General features: G+C 57.2%; 13 protein-coding genes. 9 read left to right on the top strand and 4 right to left on the bottom strand.

Annotated elements, in window-relative coordinates:
• The first annotated feature begins 98 nt into the window (after positions 1-98).
• The 3 genes from H6G53_RS08610 to H6G53_RS08620 all read left to right on the top strand — a co-directional run bounded on the left by H6G53_RS08610 (position 99) and on the right by H6G53_RS08620 (position 2,211).
• On the top strand, positions 99-1,343 hold the full coding sequence (locus H6G53_RS08610; RefSeq protein ID WP_190532018.1) for a lipid-A-disaccharide synthase-related protein: 1,245 nt from the start codon (positions 99-101) through the stop codon (positions 1,341-1,343).
• Between the two features lie 122 nt (positions 1,344-1,465).
• A complete protein-coding gene (clpS, locus tag H6G53_RS08615; RefSeq protein WP_099532939.1) occupies positions 1,466-1,798 on the top strand; it encodes an ATP-dependent Clp protease adapter ClpS in 333 nt (110 codons plus the stop codon).
• A gap of 143 nt (positions 1,799-1,941) precedes the next feature.
• A complete protein-coding gene (locus H6G53_RS08620; RefSeq protein ID WP_242027903.1) occupies positions 1,942-2,211 on the top strand; it encodes a DUF2103 domain-containing protein in 270 nt (89 codons plus the stop codon).
• A gap of 81 nt (positions 2,212-2,292) precedes the next feature.
• On the opposite strand, the gene ribH is transcribed toward H6G53_RS08620, so the two are convergent.
• Positions 2,293-2,838 (bottom strand): 6,7-dimethyl-8-ribityllumazine synthase, encoded by a 546-nt coding sequence (gene ribH, locus H6G53_RS08625; RefSeq protein ID WP_099532930.1) that lies wholly within the window; start codon positions 2,836-2,838, stop codon positions 2,293-2,295.
• Between the two features lie 185 nt (positions 2,839-3,023).
• Positions 3,024-3,212, bottom strand: a complete 189-nt coding sequence (gene psbZ / locus H6G53_RS08630) for a photosystem II reaction center protein PsbZ (RefSeq protein WP_099532929.1) — start codon at positions 3,210-3,212, stop codon at positions 3,024-3,026.
• 420 nt (positions 3,213-3,632) lie between these two features.
• On the opposite strand from psbZ, the gene psb30 reads away from it, so the two are divergent.
• Both psb30 and H6G53_RS08640 read left to right on the top strand, forming a co-directional pair.
• The gene (gene psb30, locus H6G53_RS08635; RefSeq protein ID WP_099532928.1) at positions 3,633-3,764 is read left to right on the top strand and encodes a photosystem II reaction center protein Ycf12/Psb30; all 132 of its coding nucleotides are present in this window, start codon (positions 3,633-3,635) and stop codon (positions 3,762-3,764) included.
• 529 nt (positions 3,765-4,293) lie between these two features.
• Complete coding sequence (locus H6G53_RS08640; protein ID WP_099532927.1) at positions 4,294-5,175, top strand: RNA polymerase sigma factor RpoD/SigA; 882 nt, start codon at positions 4,294-4,296, stop codon at positions 5,173-5,175.
• Positions 5,176-5,295: 120 nt separating this feature from the next.
• Here the strand turns inward: H6G53_RS08640 and H6G53_RS08645 are convergent, their stop codons facing one another.
• Both H6G53_RS08645 and purE read right to left on the bottom strand, forming a co-directional pair.
• Complete coding sequence (locus H6G53_RS08645) at positions 5,296-10,365, bottom strand: WD40 repeat domain-containing protein (protein ID WP_190532020.1); 5,070 nt, start codon at positions 10,363-10,365, stop codon at positions 5,296-5,298.
• A gap of 1,599 nt (positions 10,366-11,964) precedes the next feature.
• Entirely contained in the window at positions 11,965-12,492 is a 528-nt protein-coding gene (gene purE, locus H6G53_RS08650; protein ID WP_190355285.1) for a 5-(carboxyamino)imidazole ribonucleotide mutase, read from the bottom strand.
• Between the two features lie 177 nt (positions 12,493-12,669).
• Between purE and nagA the strand changes: the two genes are divergently transcribed.
• The 4 genes from nagA to H6G53_RS08670 all read left to right on the top strand — a co-directional run bounded on the left by nagA (position 12,670) and on the right by H6G53_RS08670 (position 17,371).
• A complete protein-coding gene (nagA, locus tag H6G53_RS08655) occupies positions 12,670-13,881 on the top strand; it encodes an N-acetylglucosamine-6-phosphate deacetylase (RefSeq protein WP_190527112.1) in 1,212 nt (403 codons plus the stop codon).
• Between the two features lie 137 nt (positions 13,882-14,018).
• Entirely contained in the window at positions 14,019-14,774 is a 756-nt protein-coding gene (locus tag H6G53_RS08660; RefSeq protein ID WP_190532023.1) for an RNA methyltransferase, read from the top strand.
• A gap of 35 nt (positions 14,775-14,809) precedes the next feature.
• On the top strand, positions 14,810-16,084 hold the full coding sequence (locus H6G53_RS08665) for a serine hydrolase (protein ID WP_190532024.1): 1,275 nt from the start codon (positions 14,810-14,812) through the stop codon (positions 16,082-16,084).
• 111 nt (positions 16,085-16,195) lie between these two features.
• Positions 16,196-17,371: a GUN4 domain-containing protein gene (locus tag H6G53_RS08670; RefSeq protein WP_199309183.1), complete on the top strand. Its 1,176-nt coding sequence runs from the start codon at positions 16,196-16,198 to the stop codon at positions 17,369-17,371.
• The last annotated feature ends 228 nt before the right edge of the window (positions 17,372-17,599 follow it).

The raw sequence follows: 17,599 nt of genomic DNA on the forward strand, positions 1-17,599 counted from the left end.
TGATTCTGAGCTTAGTTTTTTGAGCTAACTAGTCTTTTGAGCTGAATGATCCTGATGGATGTTGTTGTGCCAAAACGGCTGAACGATCGGTTCGTGCCATGAAGCTTCTGTGCATCAGCAATGGCCATGGTGAAGACGCGATCGCGGTGCAAATTCTGCAAGCCTTTGCACAGTTGCCCACCCAGCCCGATCGATTCGCTTTGCCACTGGTGGGAGAAGGAAACGCCTACCGACGCGCCGGAATCCCGATTATTGGCGAAGTGAAAACCCTGCCGTCGGGCGGTTTTGTTTATATGGATGCGGGCCAACTGCTGCGGGACATGCGCGGGGGGCTGGTGGGCCTGACTTGGCAACAGTGGCGATCGGTGCGGCAGTGGGTGCAAACCCACCGGGCAACCAGCAAAGAACCGCTGTTGGTGTTGGCGGTGGGTGACATTGTGCCCCTGTTGTTTGCTTGGACCAGCGGTGCGCCCTATGGCTTTGTGGGCACGGCCAAATCGGAATATTACCTGCGGGATAGTCAAGGACAGTTTTTGGGGGCCCGGCGTTGGGAGGGCTGGTCGGGTTCGGTTTATCTGCCCTGGGAACGGTGGTTGATGGGGCGATCGCGCTGTCGGGGTTTGTTCCCGCGCGACACACTGACGGCTCAGATTTTGCGGCGCTGGCTGCCCGATCGCACCTTTGACTGTGGCAATCCAATGATGGACGGCTTCACGGGGGATTTGCCCGATTGCGCTCGGCCGGAGCCGGGGTCACCCTTGCGCGTGTTGCTGTTGCCGGGGTCACGTTTTCCAGAGGTACTGGACAATTGGCGACGCATGTTGACGGCGTTGCAAGCCTGGCCCGATTTGGCCCAACGGGTGGTGATGTTGCAGGCGGCGATCGCCCCTGGAATAGATCGTGCACCGCTTCGGCAGGCCCTTCAGCAGGCCGGCTGGCGATCGAGCACCGGGGAACAATGGCATTGCGGGTTGGCCCAGTTGGAGCTGGCTAGCGATCGGTTTTGGGATTGGGCCAAGGCGGCTCACTTTGCGATCGCCACGGCTGGCACTGCCACGGAACAGGTGGTGGGCTTGGGCAAGCCGGCCATTACGCTGTCGGGCAACGGGCCCCAATTCACCCCCGCTTTTGCGGAAGCCCAAACCCGCCTGTTGGGCCCCTCTGTCACTTGGATTCAGGAGCCAACGGAACTGCCGGGGGCGATCGAGAACTTACTTCGAGATTCAACCCAATGGCAGGTCAAAATCGACAATGGCCGGCAACGGTTGGGCCCGCCCGGAGCTGCTCGCCGCATTGCCGAGCAATTGTTGAATTTGGCATTGAATCGGGCGGGCGATCGCTAGTGGTGCGATCGAGCCGCGAATCCAAATCATTTTGTTACAATTTGCATCAGTCTGATCATTGCGTATTTGGCTCAACCGATCGCTGCTTTCTGTCCCCGCAAAACTACCGCTCGATCGCCCCTATGACTGCTGTGCTCGCCCCTCAACCATTGCATCGGGCTGCCACCACAGCCCCGGTCAAGACTCCTGAACGAACCGATCAAACCGTACGCAAAACCTATCCAAACTATAAAGTAATTGTCTTGAATGACGACGTGAACACTTTCAATCACGTCGCCAATTGCTTGTCGAAATATATTCCAAATATGACAACCGATCGGGCTTGGAAATTAACCTATCAAATTCATAACGAAGGACAAGCCATTGTTTGGGTTGGCCCCCAAGAACAAGCAGAACTCTATCATCAACAACTGAGCCGCGAAGGACTAACCATGGCTCCCCTAGAAAGCGCCTAAATTCAGCGCCCAACGTCATGGCAAAATCCAAAAAACAACCCACCGCCGCCATTCCTGCCCCCCAAGCCAATTCCCGATCGCCCGAGCCAGACCAGTCCCCAAAAAACGCCAAAAAAGCCAAAGCCGCCCCCACTTCAGGGCGGCTGGTTTGGAACCATTCCACTCATTTGGATGGGCTAATTCCGATTTTGGAAAAGCTAACCCAAGTGACGGGCATCAGCACCATCACGCCGGCCGTGCTCTCCCATGGTCGCAGCAACAGCCCCCAATTACAGCTCAAAGTTTCCGTACCGATCCGAGGCGGCTACAAGTTAATTGCACGCAAGGGCAAAACAATTCAAGAAGTCTTTGTGATCACGGATCTCAGTGCCGAAGAACTGAAGCAGGCGATCGAGCAAATTGTTACCCGTTAATACCCGTTCATGCTGGTTAATCATGAATTAATTGCGCGATCAACCCACAATTGATCACGCGACAATTTGGGTTTGGGGGTTTTAGGCTTCCGAGAGGGTGGGAGGCAAAGATCCTAGGGCGATCGGGGGTGCGTCAACCGCCGGAGCCACTGTCCGCACCTGTGCCATCAAACTCGCCATCTCCAGGGCGCTCATGGCATAGTTCCAACCCAAGTTGCTCTTAATGCCTGCCCGCTCCAAAGCCTGTTGCATCGTGTCCGTGGTGACAATGCCAAACACAACCGGCACACCGGTTTGGAAGCTGGCAGCAGCAATTCCCTTAGAAACTTCTGCGCAAACGTAATCAAAATGCGGCGTTTGGCCGCGAATCACTGCGCCCAGGCAAATCACGGCATCGTAACGCTGACTGAGGGCCAATTGGCGGGCAACGGTGGGGATTTCAAAGCTACCGGGAACCCAAACATAGTCCACCTGGCGGCCTTGGGGGTCAATATCCACCCCATGGCGCTTGAGGCAATCTTGGCAACCGGCCAGTAATTTGCTGGTGATCAGGTCGTTAAAGCGGCCAATAACGATGGCAAATCGTTGTGATCCAGCGCGATCGAAACTTCCTTCAAAAACAGCCATGTTGCACTCAAAACTGGACTCAATTGGCCAAGAAACTCAATTCGCCAAGAAATTTGGCCAAAATAAATTAGGGGCAAGCGATCGCCCCCATCAACCTTGCTTTTAACCTTGCACAGCGGCTCAGGGCTACTGTTTGAATGGCTATTGGTATTGGTTTGACTTGTGGTAGCGGCTGCGATCGAACCCTAAGCCACAAAGAAGTTCAAAACGGCTACCGCAATCACCAACAGGAACCAAACACCGGAACCCAGGTACAGCAGGGGCTTGGAACGATCCCAGCTTTGGGGCAGTGCATAGGCCACTGGCACACCCACAACCAAGACCAACGACAACGCAACCAGCGCAAAAAGAACGAGTTGAAAGGCGATCGTCATAGGATTTTTCCGTATTTTCCAACACAGCGCGCTCAGGCCATGCCACCGAGCGAGCGCCCGAACGGAGATATTCTATCAAACGGATGCGTTCAGGCTCGATGGGGATTGGGCGATCGGGTCAACTTCGCCAGCCCACGGCCGACCCACAGACAACCCCAGCCGCTTCATGGGAGTCGAGATGGATTTTTGTAAACTTTCTTAAATCTCCCGAGTCGCCAACCGTAGGATAATTGAATCGATTTTTCGCAATGATGGGTGGCAACATCTGGCTTAGAAACCAGCTTGGCCCAGCCACTCGGCCCATGATCAGACCCTGATCAGAGCATCAACGAGTCATTCATGATCCAGAGCGTCTCAGATCATCAATGACTCAAAAACGACTCAAAACCGATTTCAAGACCTAAAGGGACTGGGAAGACTATGGAAGCACTGACGGATGCGATCGGCGGCATTAACTGGTTGGTGGTGGGGCAACTGACCACGTTGGCACTTCTAGTGATTGCCGGCCCGGTGATTGTGTTTATTCTGGCCTTCCGGGGCGGCAACCTGTAGAAGCTTGCCAGTGGGGATGGTCTATCCCCTCAGCTTTTTGTTGCAAAACTTGTTGCAAAAAAAAATATTGGTAGAGATGACGGAGCGGGAGCCAGTGAATGATGGCTCCCGCTTTTTATTTGGTGATTAGCTAGCTCAACCAGCGAGTAGGGCGATCAATGCTCACTACCTTCTCGCTGAGGGGACATCCATCCTTGAACATGCTCAAACTCACGCTCAAAGTCATGATTACCCTCTTCCCAAGGGCGATCGGCTTCGTTGAGGATTTTTTGCGCAGATTTTAGCCTTGTGATATCCGTACGAATATTGTACATTAATCGAAGTCGCCAATTGAAGTCACCAATCAAGGTCGCCTCCAGAGCGAACGCTATTCACCAAGCTGTCGTTACAAACTCGTCCCTCAGTGACCGTTCTCGCGGGGCTGCCTGTGGGGATGTCTGTGGGGCAATCTCTGGAGCTGCCTTTGGGGATGACTGAGGATTGCTAGCAGTCTTTTTCGGCAAGTCGCAAGCAAGAAGCACTCACGATCATGCGTAAAACCCTTGACTTTGACACGGTGCGCGTCTATTTGCAGGAAATTGGGCGAATTCCCCTCCTCACCACGGAACAGGAGCGAGAACTGGGTGCGGCCATTCGGGCTTGGCAATCCCTGCGCGATCGAGATCAGCCCCAGTCTGCGCGGGCCAAGGCGATCGCCCGGCGAGGGCGGCAGGCCAAGGCACGGCTGGTGGCGGCGAATTTGCGGCTGGTGGTGTCTATTGCCAAGCACTACACCGGTCGGGGCCTGGATTTGCTGGATCTGATTCAGGAGGGCAGCTTGGGGCTGGATCGCGCCGCTGAAAAATTTGATGAGCGCTTGGGCTACAAGTTCAGCACCTATGCCACTTGGTGGATTCGGCAGGCGGTGGCGCGGGCCTTGGCCAACCAAAGCCGGACGATTCGGCTACCGATTCAGGTGAACGATCGCCTGCGCAAGGTGCGGAAGGTGACGGCTCAACTGTCGGGGCAGTTGGGCCACCCGCCCACCACGGCACAGGTGGCGGCGGCGATGGAGCTGACGGTTACGGAATTGCAGACGTTGTTAGCCTATGGTCGGCCGCCCAAGAGTTTGGATGCGCCGCTGACGAATCATTGCGATTCTGACCATGCGATCGACCTGATTCCCGATGCCAGTGTGAATCTGGATCATGTGTTGGATGCGGTGGACGATCGCGCCGCTTTGGTGACCCTGCTGGGCCTGTTGGATCAACGGGAGCGACTGGTGGTGATGCGGCGGTTTGGCTTAATTCAAGGGGATGCCCGATTGGCGGCGATCGGGGCAGATTTGAACCTCACCCGGGAACGGATTCGCCAAATTGAACGGACTGCCCTTTCCAAGATGCGAGCTGCCGCCGCCACGATGCTGCCCTAGGGGATACGCGGGATCTGGTGTTGGATAGGCCGTCGATTTAGTCGATTCAGTAGCAAGGGCTGGATTTACCAGTCGATCGATTCGCTGGATTGGTTTGATTTGCTGGATTGGATCGATCGACTAGGGGCGAAAGCGATTGCGGCAGGCCCGCGCCAGTTGCGTCAAGTTGCCCGCCGCTTCGCCCTTGGGTCGCAGGTAATCCTGAAGCCAACGACAACTGCGATCGAGCAAGTTTTCCAAGTCCAAATCGCGAATCACCAACTGCTGATCAAACCCTCCCGATACCAACAGCTTGCCATCGGGGCTGAACCGCACGCCGCCCACGCCGGATTTGTGCTCCCGAAAAACCTTGATCATCTTGCCATCCAGACTCCAAAGGGTCACGGAACCATCCCAACTGGCGGCGGCCAAAAACTGACCATTGGGGCTAAACCGCACGCTGTTGACCGCATCCCCATGGCCCAACACTTGCAGCAGGGAACCGTTGGCACTCCACAGGCGGACGGTGCTATCGTCTCCAGCGGAAGCGATGTAACGCCCATCGGGACTGAAGGTGACATCATTCACAAAGCTGCTGTGGCCCGCGAGGGTGCGGATGGGTTCCCCTTGCAACGTCCAAAGCCGAATCAGGGCATCATCTCCACCCGTGGCCAGGATGCGACCATCGGGACTGAAGGTGATGCTGTTGAGTCGTTTGGCGCGATCGTCGCTGGAGGTGAGCTTGAAGGCGGCCACCTGTTTGCCGTCCGGTTGCCACAGGTAACCGCGACCACTGCGATAGGTGGCGGCGATCAGTTTGCCATCGGGACTGAAGGCCACGCTGGAAATATTGTTGGATTCGATCGGGTTGTTCCGCAGCACCAGTTCATCGGCAAAGACCCGTTGCAGTTGGCCCGATCGCGACCAAAGCCGCACCCGCCCATCGTTGCTGCCCACCAAAACCCAACGGCTGTCGGGGCTGAAGGCGGCCACTCGCACCCCACCGCCGGGATCCTGGAAGTGGGTGGGGCGGTAGGTGTTGCGATCCCACAGTTTCACCTGTTGATCACGGCTGGCGGACAGGATGGTTTGCCCATCGCGGCTGATGTCTACGCCATAGATGCGATCGGTGTGGGCCGTGATTTGAGTGATCGATTCCGGCTGCAAACGCCAAAACCGAACGGTGCGATCGTAGCTGCTGGTGACCAGGGTAGACCCATCGGGACTGAAGGCCACGCTGGTGACCCGATCGGTGTGGCCAGCAAAGTTTTGTTCTAGGTTGCCCCAAAACGTCCAGTATTTAATGGTTTTGTCTTCACTGGTGGAAGCCAGATAGCGCCCATCGGGACTGAAGGCCACGCTTAAGACACCATCCCGGTGTCCCGATAACATGCGCACGGGTTTGCCCGATCGGGTCCAAATGCGGATGGTTTTGTCCAGGCTGGCGGAGGCGAGGAATTGACCATCGGGGCTGAAGGTCACATTCATGACGCTGTTGCCATGGCCGCGAAGGGTGGCGAGTTCTTGGCCGTCCAGGTTCCAAAGCTTGATGGTGCGATCGTCACTGGCCGTGGCGATCAGTTGCCCATCGGGGCTGAAGCTGGCCCATTGCACGGGGCCGCCGTGGGTGGTCAGTTGGCGCACCACTTGACCCTGAAGGTTCCACAGACGCACGGTGCGATCGTCGCTGGCCGTGGCGATCAGTTGCCCATCGGGACTGAAGGCGGCGCTGTTGATGCGGGCCGGATGTTCACCCAATTCCCGCACCAATTTGCCCGCCCTGTTCCACAGTCGCAATTTGCCAGCGGTTCCCCGCTTGCCGGTGCTGGTGGCCAAAAATTCCCCATCGGGACTGAACACCACGTTGGTCACGGCCCCTTCATGGTTCAGCACGATCGGTCGCCCTTGGTTGTCCGCCAGGGGTTCTCCGCTGCGCTGCCACAACCGTACGGTGCGATCGCTGCTGGCCGTGGCCAGAAATTGCCCATCGGGACTGAAACTCACGTCCCAAACTATTTCCACATGGCCCAAGCGCCCTTCAATGCGGTTCACCTCCCGCACATGCTTGAGGGCCTGCTGCAAACTGGCTCCCACCTTCAGCTCCGTGGCCAAGCGGGCGTTGGGTTTGGCCCACAGCAGCCATTGACGTTGGCTCCGTTGCTGCCAGGCCTGAAGACCCGAGAGCAGGGCCTCAAAGGGCTGGTTGGAACCAATCAGGGCCTCCGAAACGGCGGTGCTGGCATCAATTTGGGCGCTGATTTCATCGGCCCCCAACAACACCGCAAAACTGGAGGACGACAAAAACAAAATTCCGAGCACTGCGCCAGCGGCATAGAGTTCCTGAATTCGTTTTTTGAGGATGGCGTTTAGTTGGGACTGGGTGAGACGATAGCGGGCCCGTTCGTCGGCTTGGCGTTGCTGGCGAATGAAGGTGACGAGGTAGTCATGCACCAGTTGATAAAAGTCGGCGGTGGACTCCCGGAACATGACCACCAAACCGGCTCCGGACAAAATGTTCAACACCAGTTCCAGTTGCCCATCGCTAGCTCCCAGTTCAACGGCTAGCTCGGTGCGGGTTTTGAGGGGGCGAGTGCCATTTTCGGCGGTGAGCAGGAATAACACTTCGCGAGCGATGTTTTCGCCTTCGGGGCCGCAGTCGCGAATGGTGTTTTCCAAGTAGCGCTCCACGAGCACTTCTTTGGAGCCATATTCCCGCTGGTATTCGGCTAGGGTGACGATGCGATCGGCCTGGAGTTGGGCCCCCACCACTTGCAGCTCGATCGGGTTGACTTCACCGGTTTCGCGGGCCAATTCGCCCACCAGGGCATCAATCAGGTCGGGTTCCAGGCCCAGGCGCGATCGCTCCGTGAGGCTTTGGATCGTGGCACGGGCATCGGCGGGCGAAAAGTCTCCCACGTAATAGCGAACCTGGCGGGCCAACACGTTGTCGTCAATGATTGACAAGTCCGTGGCCCGTTCCCACTCCAGCAGAAAGTGCAGGTAATCTTCCCGCATGGAGATGATGAGCTTGACGTAGGGCACATTCAAGCAATCGCGCAGAAACTCAAAGAAGGGCTGGCGATCGACCACCGTGGGCCAGTGGAAAAACAATTCCTCAAACTGGTCAAAGATCAGAATGATGGCGAAGTTTTGCTGGCTCAACTGCTGAAGCCGATCGAGCAGGGCCCGCAACCGCAGCCCTTGGCTGTTGACCGACAGATCCAAACTGGGCAGGGCAATATTTGCCTCGATCGCCAGGTCGTCCCAAGTGGTGAGGGTGCGATCGTTGTCGAGACCCTTTTGGTCAGCCGCTCGATCAAGGGCATTTTCCGTGGCTGCGATCCAGTCCGTATAAACCTCGATCGTCACCGGCAACACATCCCGATCACCCAAGGCCCGCCGATGCAACTCCGGCACCAAACCGGCTTTCAGCAACGAACTCTTGCCCGCCCCCGAATGACCATGCACCACCGTGAGCTTCAGATCGGCCCGGGCCAAGCGAGCGATCAAATTTTCCACATCTTTTTGGCGGCCAGAGGCGGCAATTTCCGGGGCCGCCACCGGCAACACCATGCCATCGTCCACCAGGGCCGCCGGTTGCGGTTGCAGTTGGCCCGCGCCAATAAACGCTAACCAACTGCATTGGTGTTCCACGCGCCGCAGTTCTTGCTTCGTTCGGAACGCATCCAGGTAGCGGGTTTGCTGGAAATAAACCTCCCGCAACCGCGACAACAACCGCACCGTCAACTGGGGTTGCTCGAAGTTCCAAACCGTGGCCCGGGCCCGCTCCAAATGGCTGATGGCTAAACCAGAGCGCCCCAAATGCCAATTGGCTTCCCCCAACAGAAACCAAGCTTGGCTTTGGCGCAACCGCACCGCCCGCAACAGATCGGGCCCCAGGGCTGTTGGGTCATGGGCACTGGCATGGGACAGATGGTTCAAGGCCCGCTCCGCCCACTCGCAGGCCTGTTCCCAACGGGTTTGCACCAGGGCCACTTCCGCCAAAAAGCAACAGTCCCGAGCCAACTCAGCCCGGTTCCCCGGATGATCCGGTGCGCCATGGAGCGCCGTTGCCACCTGGGCCAATTGCTCCAGCCCCAACCAGTCGTGGAGTTCTTGGAGCACTTCCCCCAATGACCCAATGAACTTGGCCGTGAGATCGGGGCGATCGAGCGCTGCGAAACAATCCGCACAGGCCTGGAGCGCTTCCCGAGCCAGTCGCCAGCGCTGGGCCCGGGCCGACTGGCTTTCCGGCAATTCCACGGGATTGCTGTTGCCCAGGGCTAAGCGTGCATGGCAAAACCCCACATAAAACCGCAACAGGCCTGAACGCACTTGGGCTTCGATCGGGGAAATGGGCAACCGGGGCAGGGCGATCGCCCCCTCTGTGTTCACAGCGGCCGGTGGCTCATTGGCGTTGTCGTTGGCGTTGGTATTGGCGGCCGCTGGGCGCAAGGCTTGGGCCAAGGTTTGCCAACTGTCCAACGCATTGCCAAACATCTTCAGCGCTAGCTCATAGTCCCCCCGGCCCATGGCCGTCCACCCTTCCAGGAACTCCACACTCGCCAGCAAATCCACATCCAACTGCACACCCCGTTTGGCCAAGTCCGCCCGCGCCGCCGCCAGCTCCTGCCGGTGGCGGGCCTCCGCCAAGGCCGGCGGCAGTTGATAGATTGAATAGCCCGCCGAAGCCGCAAAGGCCCGATCGAACGCCTGACTGGCCCGCTCCCGCAAAAAGTCAATCACCCCCTGCGTGTCCATCTCCAGCCGAACCGGCGTGGCGGCCCAGCTCTTGAGATCCGGAGCCACCCGCTTCAGCTTGTCCAGGCTTTCATCCGTCAGCCACAACACGATCGGGAACGGCAACTGCTTGAAGCGATCGCGCATCTGGTTCGCCAGCGCAAACACCGTATCCAGCGACTCCGCCATCTCCAGCCCCAGCACCATCACCGCCCGGGGCGGACAGGGATCCGAAATCGCCGCCACCAACGGATAGAGCGTTTTGATGGTGGGCGGAACCACCAGGCAAGTCACCCGATCGAACGGCTGCCCCTCTCCCGAGCGATCGGCCACCCAATCCAACACACTCTGACGCAAGCGCTCATAACTACAACGCACCAACACCAGAGAAAACTGACCCTCTGACAACACAATTGCCCGCTCTAAAGTTCGCAGGGCCCGCTCATTCGCTTGAGCAGTTTCTTGATCCATTACCAACTGCACTCCCTGCGGTTGCAAACCAGTCGCAAACGGCTTGACCTCCGACAATCGCTCCATAACCTCTGCACCCTTTCCATCTCTCCGCCAACAGCCCTTGCATCCCCCTTTCCCCCCTCAAACTCCGTCATAATTATTACCAGCATGGCAACAACAGAATCGGCAATCAATGCCACCAAGTCAGATCCTGCACTGGCCCTTCAGGTTTCCCGTAAATGCCTTACGGTCAAGCCCTTGGAGCGCCTGGAATCCAGTCCAATTTCCAGGCATAAATTGAAGACCAAAATCATTGCTAAATCCAAGTTCCCCTAAATAACTATTCCCGTTTTTATGGGACTTGAAATCACTGATCCCAAAAGAAAATTACAAGGAATCGGGCTGATGCGTTAATAATTTGCAACCTGTCTGCAACTGACCTGTAATTCATCACCGACAGCGTTAAGAGTCAGCCAGCACTAAAGCCAAAATCGGGTCAGAAGTCTATCCATCATCAAACCGAGTACGCAATTGAGTTATTCGATGGAATTGATTTAGAAATGTGTCAAAAATCTGCGAGTAGCGGAGTTGATTAAAAATCACGAAAACCTCTAAACGGATCCTGGCACAGATCATCGAAAAAACAGAAGCCTTGCGTATCAAAGCGAACATGATTTGACAAAAAAACAATTGAAAATGATAAAAACAGAACAAATCTATAAGTCATGGGCAGTCAGAAGTCACTGATCTACCGTTGCCAAATAGGCCAAGCGGCTTCATCATGGGTCTCAGCAATTGGGGGTGAAACCATCTATTTGAGAGGGAGTTGAACCATTCAAGGGGATTGCCCCCTACAGGCTATTGATCGCGGAAATCTTGCGATAAATCAAACTGATTGAAGCGATCAGAACCAGTGACCCAAAGTCCCAGAACCCCAACCAAACCACGCATCAGAGGGGGCAGATGGATTGATAGACGGGGAACCCAATCAGCACGTTCAGAGTCTGATTCAGTGTCTGATTTTGAAACGATCGGGACTGGCTAGAAGGGAAGAGCGTGACAATCTTTCGCAGGGAAAGAAGGCTGTGGAGAACGTGGCTGTGGAGAGTGTGGAGTTCGTAGTTGTCCCTTAAGCACACCAGCTCGATGATAATCGAACGGTTGTTCATGAAAAATTTAGGAACAGCTCAAGATTAGACGAAACTTTATCAAATTTTTAAACTTATTAATTGGGCATGATCCCAATCACGTCATTGCCATCAAAATATCAATTGGCATGAGTGATCGCGATCAATGCAAGGAGCAAAGTAATCCACGGGGGATGGTTGAGCGGCCATCCTAGACACGATCGCCCCTAAAATCGTGCAAATCTCCCAAAGGCCGATCGCTAACTCAGGCCATAGAACACGAGTTCACCGATGATTAACCGGCACAAGCGAGACTCAGGTTTTACGTTTTTGAGAAAATTTTAGAAGTCAAATTTGATACAAGTCCTGTCGCCGCCCCGGAGTCCATGAAGCGATTGAGGTCTGCGCCCAGGCCTCCGGGGCGATCGAGCCATGCTTCCTCGGCTCTGTTTCTCAGCTCTGTTTCTTGGCTCTGGTTCTCAGCCGCTAATTAACCCTGTTGCAGGTAGGCCCGGTAACCAAGGCGATCGAGCTGGGTTTGTTTGTCTTCCACCATTTGCCGCAAGCCGTCCCGATAGGCTTGCACCTTGGCCAGCAGCTCTGGGTCATGGGCCGCCAACATTTGCACCGCCAACAGGCCGGCGTTTTTGGCATTCCCGATCGCGACGGTGGCCACGGGAATTCCCCCCGGCATTTGCACGATCGAATACAGGGAATCTACGCCACTGAGTTGGCGGGTGCTCACGGGCACGCCAATCACCGGTAACACCGTCAGGGCGGCAACCATGCCGGGTAAGTGAGCTGCGCCGCCTGCGCCTGCGATAATCACTTTCAAGCCCCGATCAACGGCAGTTTTGGCATAATTCACCATCCGATCGGGTGTGCGGTGGGCAGAAACGATCGCCACTTCGGTGGGAATGCCAAATTCTTCGCAAACGGCGATCGCGGCTTCCATGGTGGGCAGGTCGGAATCGCTGCCCATGATGATGCCAATCAGGGGGGAGGCGGGGGTGGCCATGGTTGTGCAGGGGGAAAGAGTCGGTTAACCTGTTCAAATTTAAGGCGTTGGCGCGATCGCACAGCACCAAGCTGGTGTGATCAACCCGATTCAGACTCGATTTAGACCTGATATAGACCCGATTTTTGAGCTTCAGTTTCTGAGCTTCCGCCAAAGCCACCCAATCATGATTGATCGATGACCCATTGGCAAAATCGACGCATCCACCGCGCCCGACTGATCGATCGACCGGGACTCTATGACCTGACCTGCGACGATCGGGGGTTGGTGGCGGAAATTGACCCCCATGATCCCAAAATTTTTGGAGTGGGCGATCGGGCGGACACGCTGCTGAATGCCGATGCGATCGACCTGCATGGCGATTGGCTCTCGCCCGGTGGGGTGGACTTGCAAATTAACGGGGCCTTGGGTTTGGCCTTTCCAGACCTGACCTTGGCCGATTTGCCCCAAGTGGATCGCATTTGCCAATTGCTGTGGCGGCAAGGGGTGCAGGCTTTTTTGCCCACGATTGTGACCACGGCGATCGAGAAAGTTCACCAAAGCCTGGCCACGCTGGCGGCCTATCAGGACTACCGAACCCAATACCCAGCGGGCGATCGGGCGGAAATTTGGGGCGCACATCTTGAGGGGCCGTTCCTGAATCCACAAAAGCGCGGGGCCCATCCACAGCAATTCCTGTTGCCCCTGACGGTCAATCAGGTGGCGGCGGTGGTTGGCTCCCACGCGGCCCAGGTGGCCAAGATGACCCTCGCGCCGGAATTGGATCCCACGGGCGAGGCGATCGATTGGCTGCGATCGCGCGGAATTACCGTCAGCCTTGGCCATTCCCAGGCCACGGCAGCGGAAGCCATGGCCGCGTTCGATCGGGGAGCCACCATGGTCACCCATGCTTTTAATGCCATGCCGCCACTGCACCATCGGGAACCGGGGCTTTTGGGTGCGGCCATTGTTCGATCGGGCGTGCGCTGTGGCTTCATTGCCGATGGGGTGCATGTGTGTCCCACCATGTTGCAAGTGCTGTTGCGGGCCAGCGAGGGCCCCAGGGGGCTGTTTATGGTGAGCGATGCCTTGGCTCCCTTGGGGTTGCCCGACGGAATCTATCCTTGGGATGAACGCACCATTGAGGTGAAAAACGGCACAGCTCGCCTGTCCGATGGCACTTTGTCGGGCACAACCCTCAGCCTGCTGGAGGGGGTTTTGAACCTGATTCGTTGGCAACTTTGCACCCCGGAACAGGCGATCGCCCTGGCCACCATTGCGCCGCGTCGGGCCCTGGGTCGGCTGCCCGAGTCGGCGGATCCCTACGGTGGCGAGTCGCCAGCCCAACTGCTGCGTTGGCATCGACAGCCGGACGGCCAATGGACTTGGCGACGGCTACAGGGCCCCTAGGGTGAGGAGAAAAAGGAAAAAGGAAAAAGGAAAAAGGGAGAAGGAAAAAGGAAAATTTGGGCTAGCCGTTCTATTTCTCTGTGTTTTTTCTCTGTGTTTTTTGCCTTTTGCCTTTTGATTTTTACCTTTCTTGAACCATGTCTTTAACGATCGTGCTGGTGGAACCGGCCGGGCCGCTGAATGTGGGTTCCGTCGCGCGGGTGATGAAGAATTTTGGGTTGCGGCGGCTGGTATTGGTGAATCCCCAATGCGATCGATTGGGGCGCGAAGCCCTGCAAATGGCCATCCACGCACGGGATTTGCTGGAGGAAGCAATCGAGGTGGCCAGCTTGCCCGAGGCCCTGGCCGGGTGCGATCGGGTTGGAGCCACGATCGGGCGAGATTGGGATTCTCCTGTGCCGGTGCGGGAACCAGCGGCGGCCTTGCCTTGGTTGCGGGCCGGGCGATCGGCGGCGTTGGTCTTTGGGCGGGAAGATCGGGGCTTGACCAACGACGAGCTGAAATATGCCCAACAACTCATCCGCATTCCCACCAGCGATGACTATCCCTCCATGAACTTGGCCCAAGCGGTGGCGGTTTGTGCCTATGAGTGGGCCCGCCCAACCCCAGAAACCAGCCCTGGCCCCGAGGTTGCTCTTCACCCCCAAGTGGCCCCCGGGCCGATCGCCCTGGCCCCCTTTGAGCAAGTGGAGCATTTCCATCAAGATTTGGCAGATTTGTTGTTGCGATCGGGCTTCTTATATCCCCACACGGCCAGCAGTCGCATGGAAAAATTGCGGCGAATCTTGCAGCGGGCAAATCCTTCCCAAAATGATGTGGCGCTGTTGTGGGGAGCCATTAAGCAACTGAATTGGGCGATCGACCATTTGCCGCGCCCCAACTCTGGCCAGTAAAATGCCAGCCATCCCGATCTTGAGATTGGCTCGGGATGGCCGCCAAATTTTGGGCTGAAACCGAACTTGCCATGCCCCAACCGCCCGATCGCCCTCGCCCTTTGCCCGCCCCTCGGCCCCTGGCTGCTGTGCCCCCGCCGCCCGGTGCGCGTCGTTCCCGTGCTCGGCCTCCCGCTCACCAAAATTGGTTGCAAAGTACGGTCGATCGGCTGACCCGGCCCACCACCCCGGAACCGGGCCAGGCCAACGGGCGATCGCCCCGGCCCCGCCCAACGGCCCCAGACCGGCCGCCCACTCGCCGCAGCAAGGGCGACCCCCTGTGGTTACAGGCTTTGCGCACCTTGATTGTGGGGGCTGGTTTAGGGGCGATCGTGGGCACGGTGTTGATGGCCTTTGACCCGGCCATGCGCCAAACGGCTTCCCCCGCTGGCACACAGATTAACCAAGTGGTGCGCCAAGGCCAAAAGCAACTGGCCAGCCCCGCGTTGCCGCCGCCGGGATCCGCCTTTCGCCAGCCGATCGCCTCATTGAGCGATCAGTTTCAAAAAATTGCCGCTCGCTATCCCAGCCTAATTCTTCATGCGGCTGCCTTGGATTTGGATACGGGAGATTTTGCCGCCTGGAACGATAATCGATCAGTCGCCGCCGCCAGCACGATTAAAGTGCCGATCCTAGTGGCCTTTTTTCAGGATGTGGATGCGGGCAAAATTCGCCTTGATGAAATGCTGACCATGGAGGCGCGGTTTGTGGCTCCCGAGGCGGGCACGATGCAATATCAAAAACCGGGCCAAAAATTCTCCGCGATCGACACCGCCCGCCAAATGATCGTGATCAGCGACAACACCGCCACCAACATGATCATGGCCCGCACGGGCGGCTCCGGCCCCCTGAACCAGCGGTTTCAATCCTGGGGGCTACAGGGCACAAGTATCCGCGACTTGCTGCCGGATATTACCGGCTTGAACCGCACCACCGCTCGGGACTTGGTGCAATTAACGGCATTGATTAACCGGGGCGAATTGGTTTCCATGCGATCGCGCGATCGACTGTTGAGCATCATGCGCGGCACGGCAGCCAACAGTCTGCTACCGAAGGGCGTTGGTAAAGGTGGCGAGGTGGCCCACAAAACCGGCACATTGGCCAAGCTGTTGGCAGACACAGGCTTGGTAGACACCCCCAACGGCCGTCGCTACGGAATTGCCGTATTGGCAGAACGGGCCCCCAACGATCCCAAGGCCGCCGAAGCCATCCGCGACTATTCCCGCGCCGCCTATAACCACTTCAGCAACCAGCCCCCGATCGCCCGCTAATGGCGATCAACTTCAGGAAGCGTCCATTGCTCCTGAGTCCAACGCTAACGGAACGGATAACACGGATAGCAAACCCAATTGCTTGCCATTCCGTCATTTTGTGATTCCGTTATGTTGAAACTCGCGCTTTTCCAGCGATGGGGCCATGCTTTCACCCTGGCTCTCATGGCCACCGCCACCCACCCGATCGCGGCCCAGGCCAACGCAGGCCCAACCAACGCGATTCCCGTCACGACAATCCAAACCAACACGGCTCAAGCCAGTACAGCTCAAACCAGTACAACCCAAACCAATCCAACCCAGACCAGCCCAACCCGCCTCACCTGTGAAACCATGGCGACTTGGGGATCCAACACCACCTTGACCTATCAAGTGGCGGGGCCAGTAGCGGGGCCCGAATCTTCCAGCACAACCCCCCTCACCCTCACGGTGTTGACACAAACCCGCAACGGGCATCTGCAAACCCTGATCCGAAACACCGTGGTTCAGGATTATCGGCAATTGGCTCCCGATGCGGACTTTTCCCGCTTGCCCTTTGATGGTGAGTTTCGTGCGCAGCCCAATAATGGCGATCGGCTCTATGGCACACCCGCCTCGGCCCATGGGCTTTACGTCAGCTTGCGACCCATGGCCGGCCAGCCCAAACAAATCCAGATTGTGCATTACTTCGGAGCTGGCAAATTTGCCCGATCGACCATTGGGACTTGCCAAACCGAAACCCCAGCCACCGACGCAGCAGCCCGCCAACTGATTGCCCAACTCCAAACCCACCTGCAAGCCCAAAACTGGGTCGAGGCCGATCGCCTCACGCGCCGCCTGTTGGCCCCCGAATCTGCCACCATGCCATCGGCCGGCCCCGCCTTAACTGACCCGGCCCTGATTCGCGAAATTGACCAAGCCTGGCTCACGGCCAGCAACGGCCGCTTCGGTCTCAGCGTGCAGTTGCGGCTCTGGCAAGCGGCCACCATTGCCCATCCCACCAACCTGGAAGCGGCCGTGAACAACTTCCGCGATCGCGTTGGTTGGAAAATCGCCGCCCCCCGCACCGAACAGGATTTCATCAGCAGCGATTGGCGCAACGAGTCGGAATTAAACCGCTCCCTGCAAAGTCCCGTGGGTCACTTGCCCTGGGCCGGCGTTTCCGACCAAGTGGTGCAGCGGATTGCCGTTCCGCCGCCAGGAGTCCATTGCGGCAGTTGCAGCATTGATGCGATTCAGCTTCGCCATGATCGGTTTTATACCTACATTCCCCGCCTGATGATGCGTTTGAAGTTCGTCTTGGGCTAATCCTCAGGCCGTCAGTTTCGGTTCAGTTCAGCGATCCAGTCAACGTCCCTTCAGGATCGATCGCGGCTTGGGATCAGTGAGTCCTTGCGACGAAAGCGCATCATCTTAATGACAGCCCTATCGATAGCAAGCCTTGGCCTCAATGGACGTTGACTTTGATCAAAATTTGCTACTTTAGAAATCAAAATTTTAGCTAAAGACATATGTTCATGCATTCAAATTCACGAA

This window comes from Limnothrix sp. FACHB-406, assembly GCF_014698235.1.
Taxonomy (GTDB): domain Bacteria; phylum Cyanobacteriota; class Cyanobacteriia; order CACIAM-69d; family CACIAM-69d; genus CACIAM-69d.

Bases quoted from the DNA above. Each gene is read 5' to 3' on its own strand.
- clpS (WP_099532939.1), top strand. From the start codon at position 1,466: ATGACTGCTGTGCTCGCCCCTCAACCATTGCATCGGGCTGCCACCACA.
- ribH (WP_099532930.1), bottom strand. From the start codon at position 2,838: ATGGCTGTTTTTGAAGGAAGTTTCGATCGCGCTGGATCACAACGATTT.
- H6G53_RS08640 (WP_099532927.1), top strand. From the start codon at position 4,294: ATGCGTAAAACCCTTGACTTTGACACGGTGCGCGTCTATTTGCAGGAA.
- H6G53_RS08645 (WP_190532020.1), bottom strand. From the start codon at position 10,365: ATGGATCAAGAAACTGCTCAAGCGAATGAGCGGGCCCTGCGAACTTTA.
- H6G53_RS08660 (WP_190532023.1), top strand. From the start codon at position 14,019: ATGTCTTTAACGATCGTGCTGGTGGAACCGGCCGGGCCGCTGAATGTG.
- H6G53_RS08665 (WP_190532024.1), top strand. From the start codon at position 14,810: ATGGCCGCCAAATTTTGGGCTGAAACCGAACTTGCCATGCCCCAACCG.
- psb30 (WP_099532928.1), top strand. From the start codon at position 3,633: ATGGAAGCACTGACGGATGCGATCGGCGGCATTAACTGGTTGGTGGTG.
- nagA (WP_190527112.1), top strand. From the start codon at position 12,670: ATGACCCATTGGCAAAATCGACGCATCCACCGCGCCCGACTGATCGAT.
- H6G53_RS08610 (WP_190532018.1), top strand. From the start codon at position 99: ATGAAGCTTCTGTGCATCAGCAATGGCCATGGTGAAGACGCGATCGCG.
- psbZ (WP_099532929.1), bottom strand. From the start codon at position 3,212: ATGACGATCGCCTTTCAACTCGTTCTTTTTGCGCTGGTTGCGTTGTCG.
- purE (WP_190355285.1), bottom strand. From the start codon at position 12,492: ATGGCCACCCCCGCCTCCCCCCTGATTGGCATCATCATGGGCAGCGAT.
- H6G53_RS08670 (WP_199309183.1), top strand. From the start codon at position 16,196: ATGTTGAAACTCGCGCTTTTCCAGCGATGGGGCCATGCTTTCACCCTG.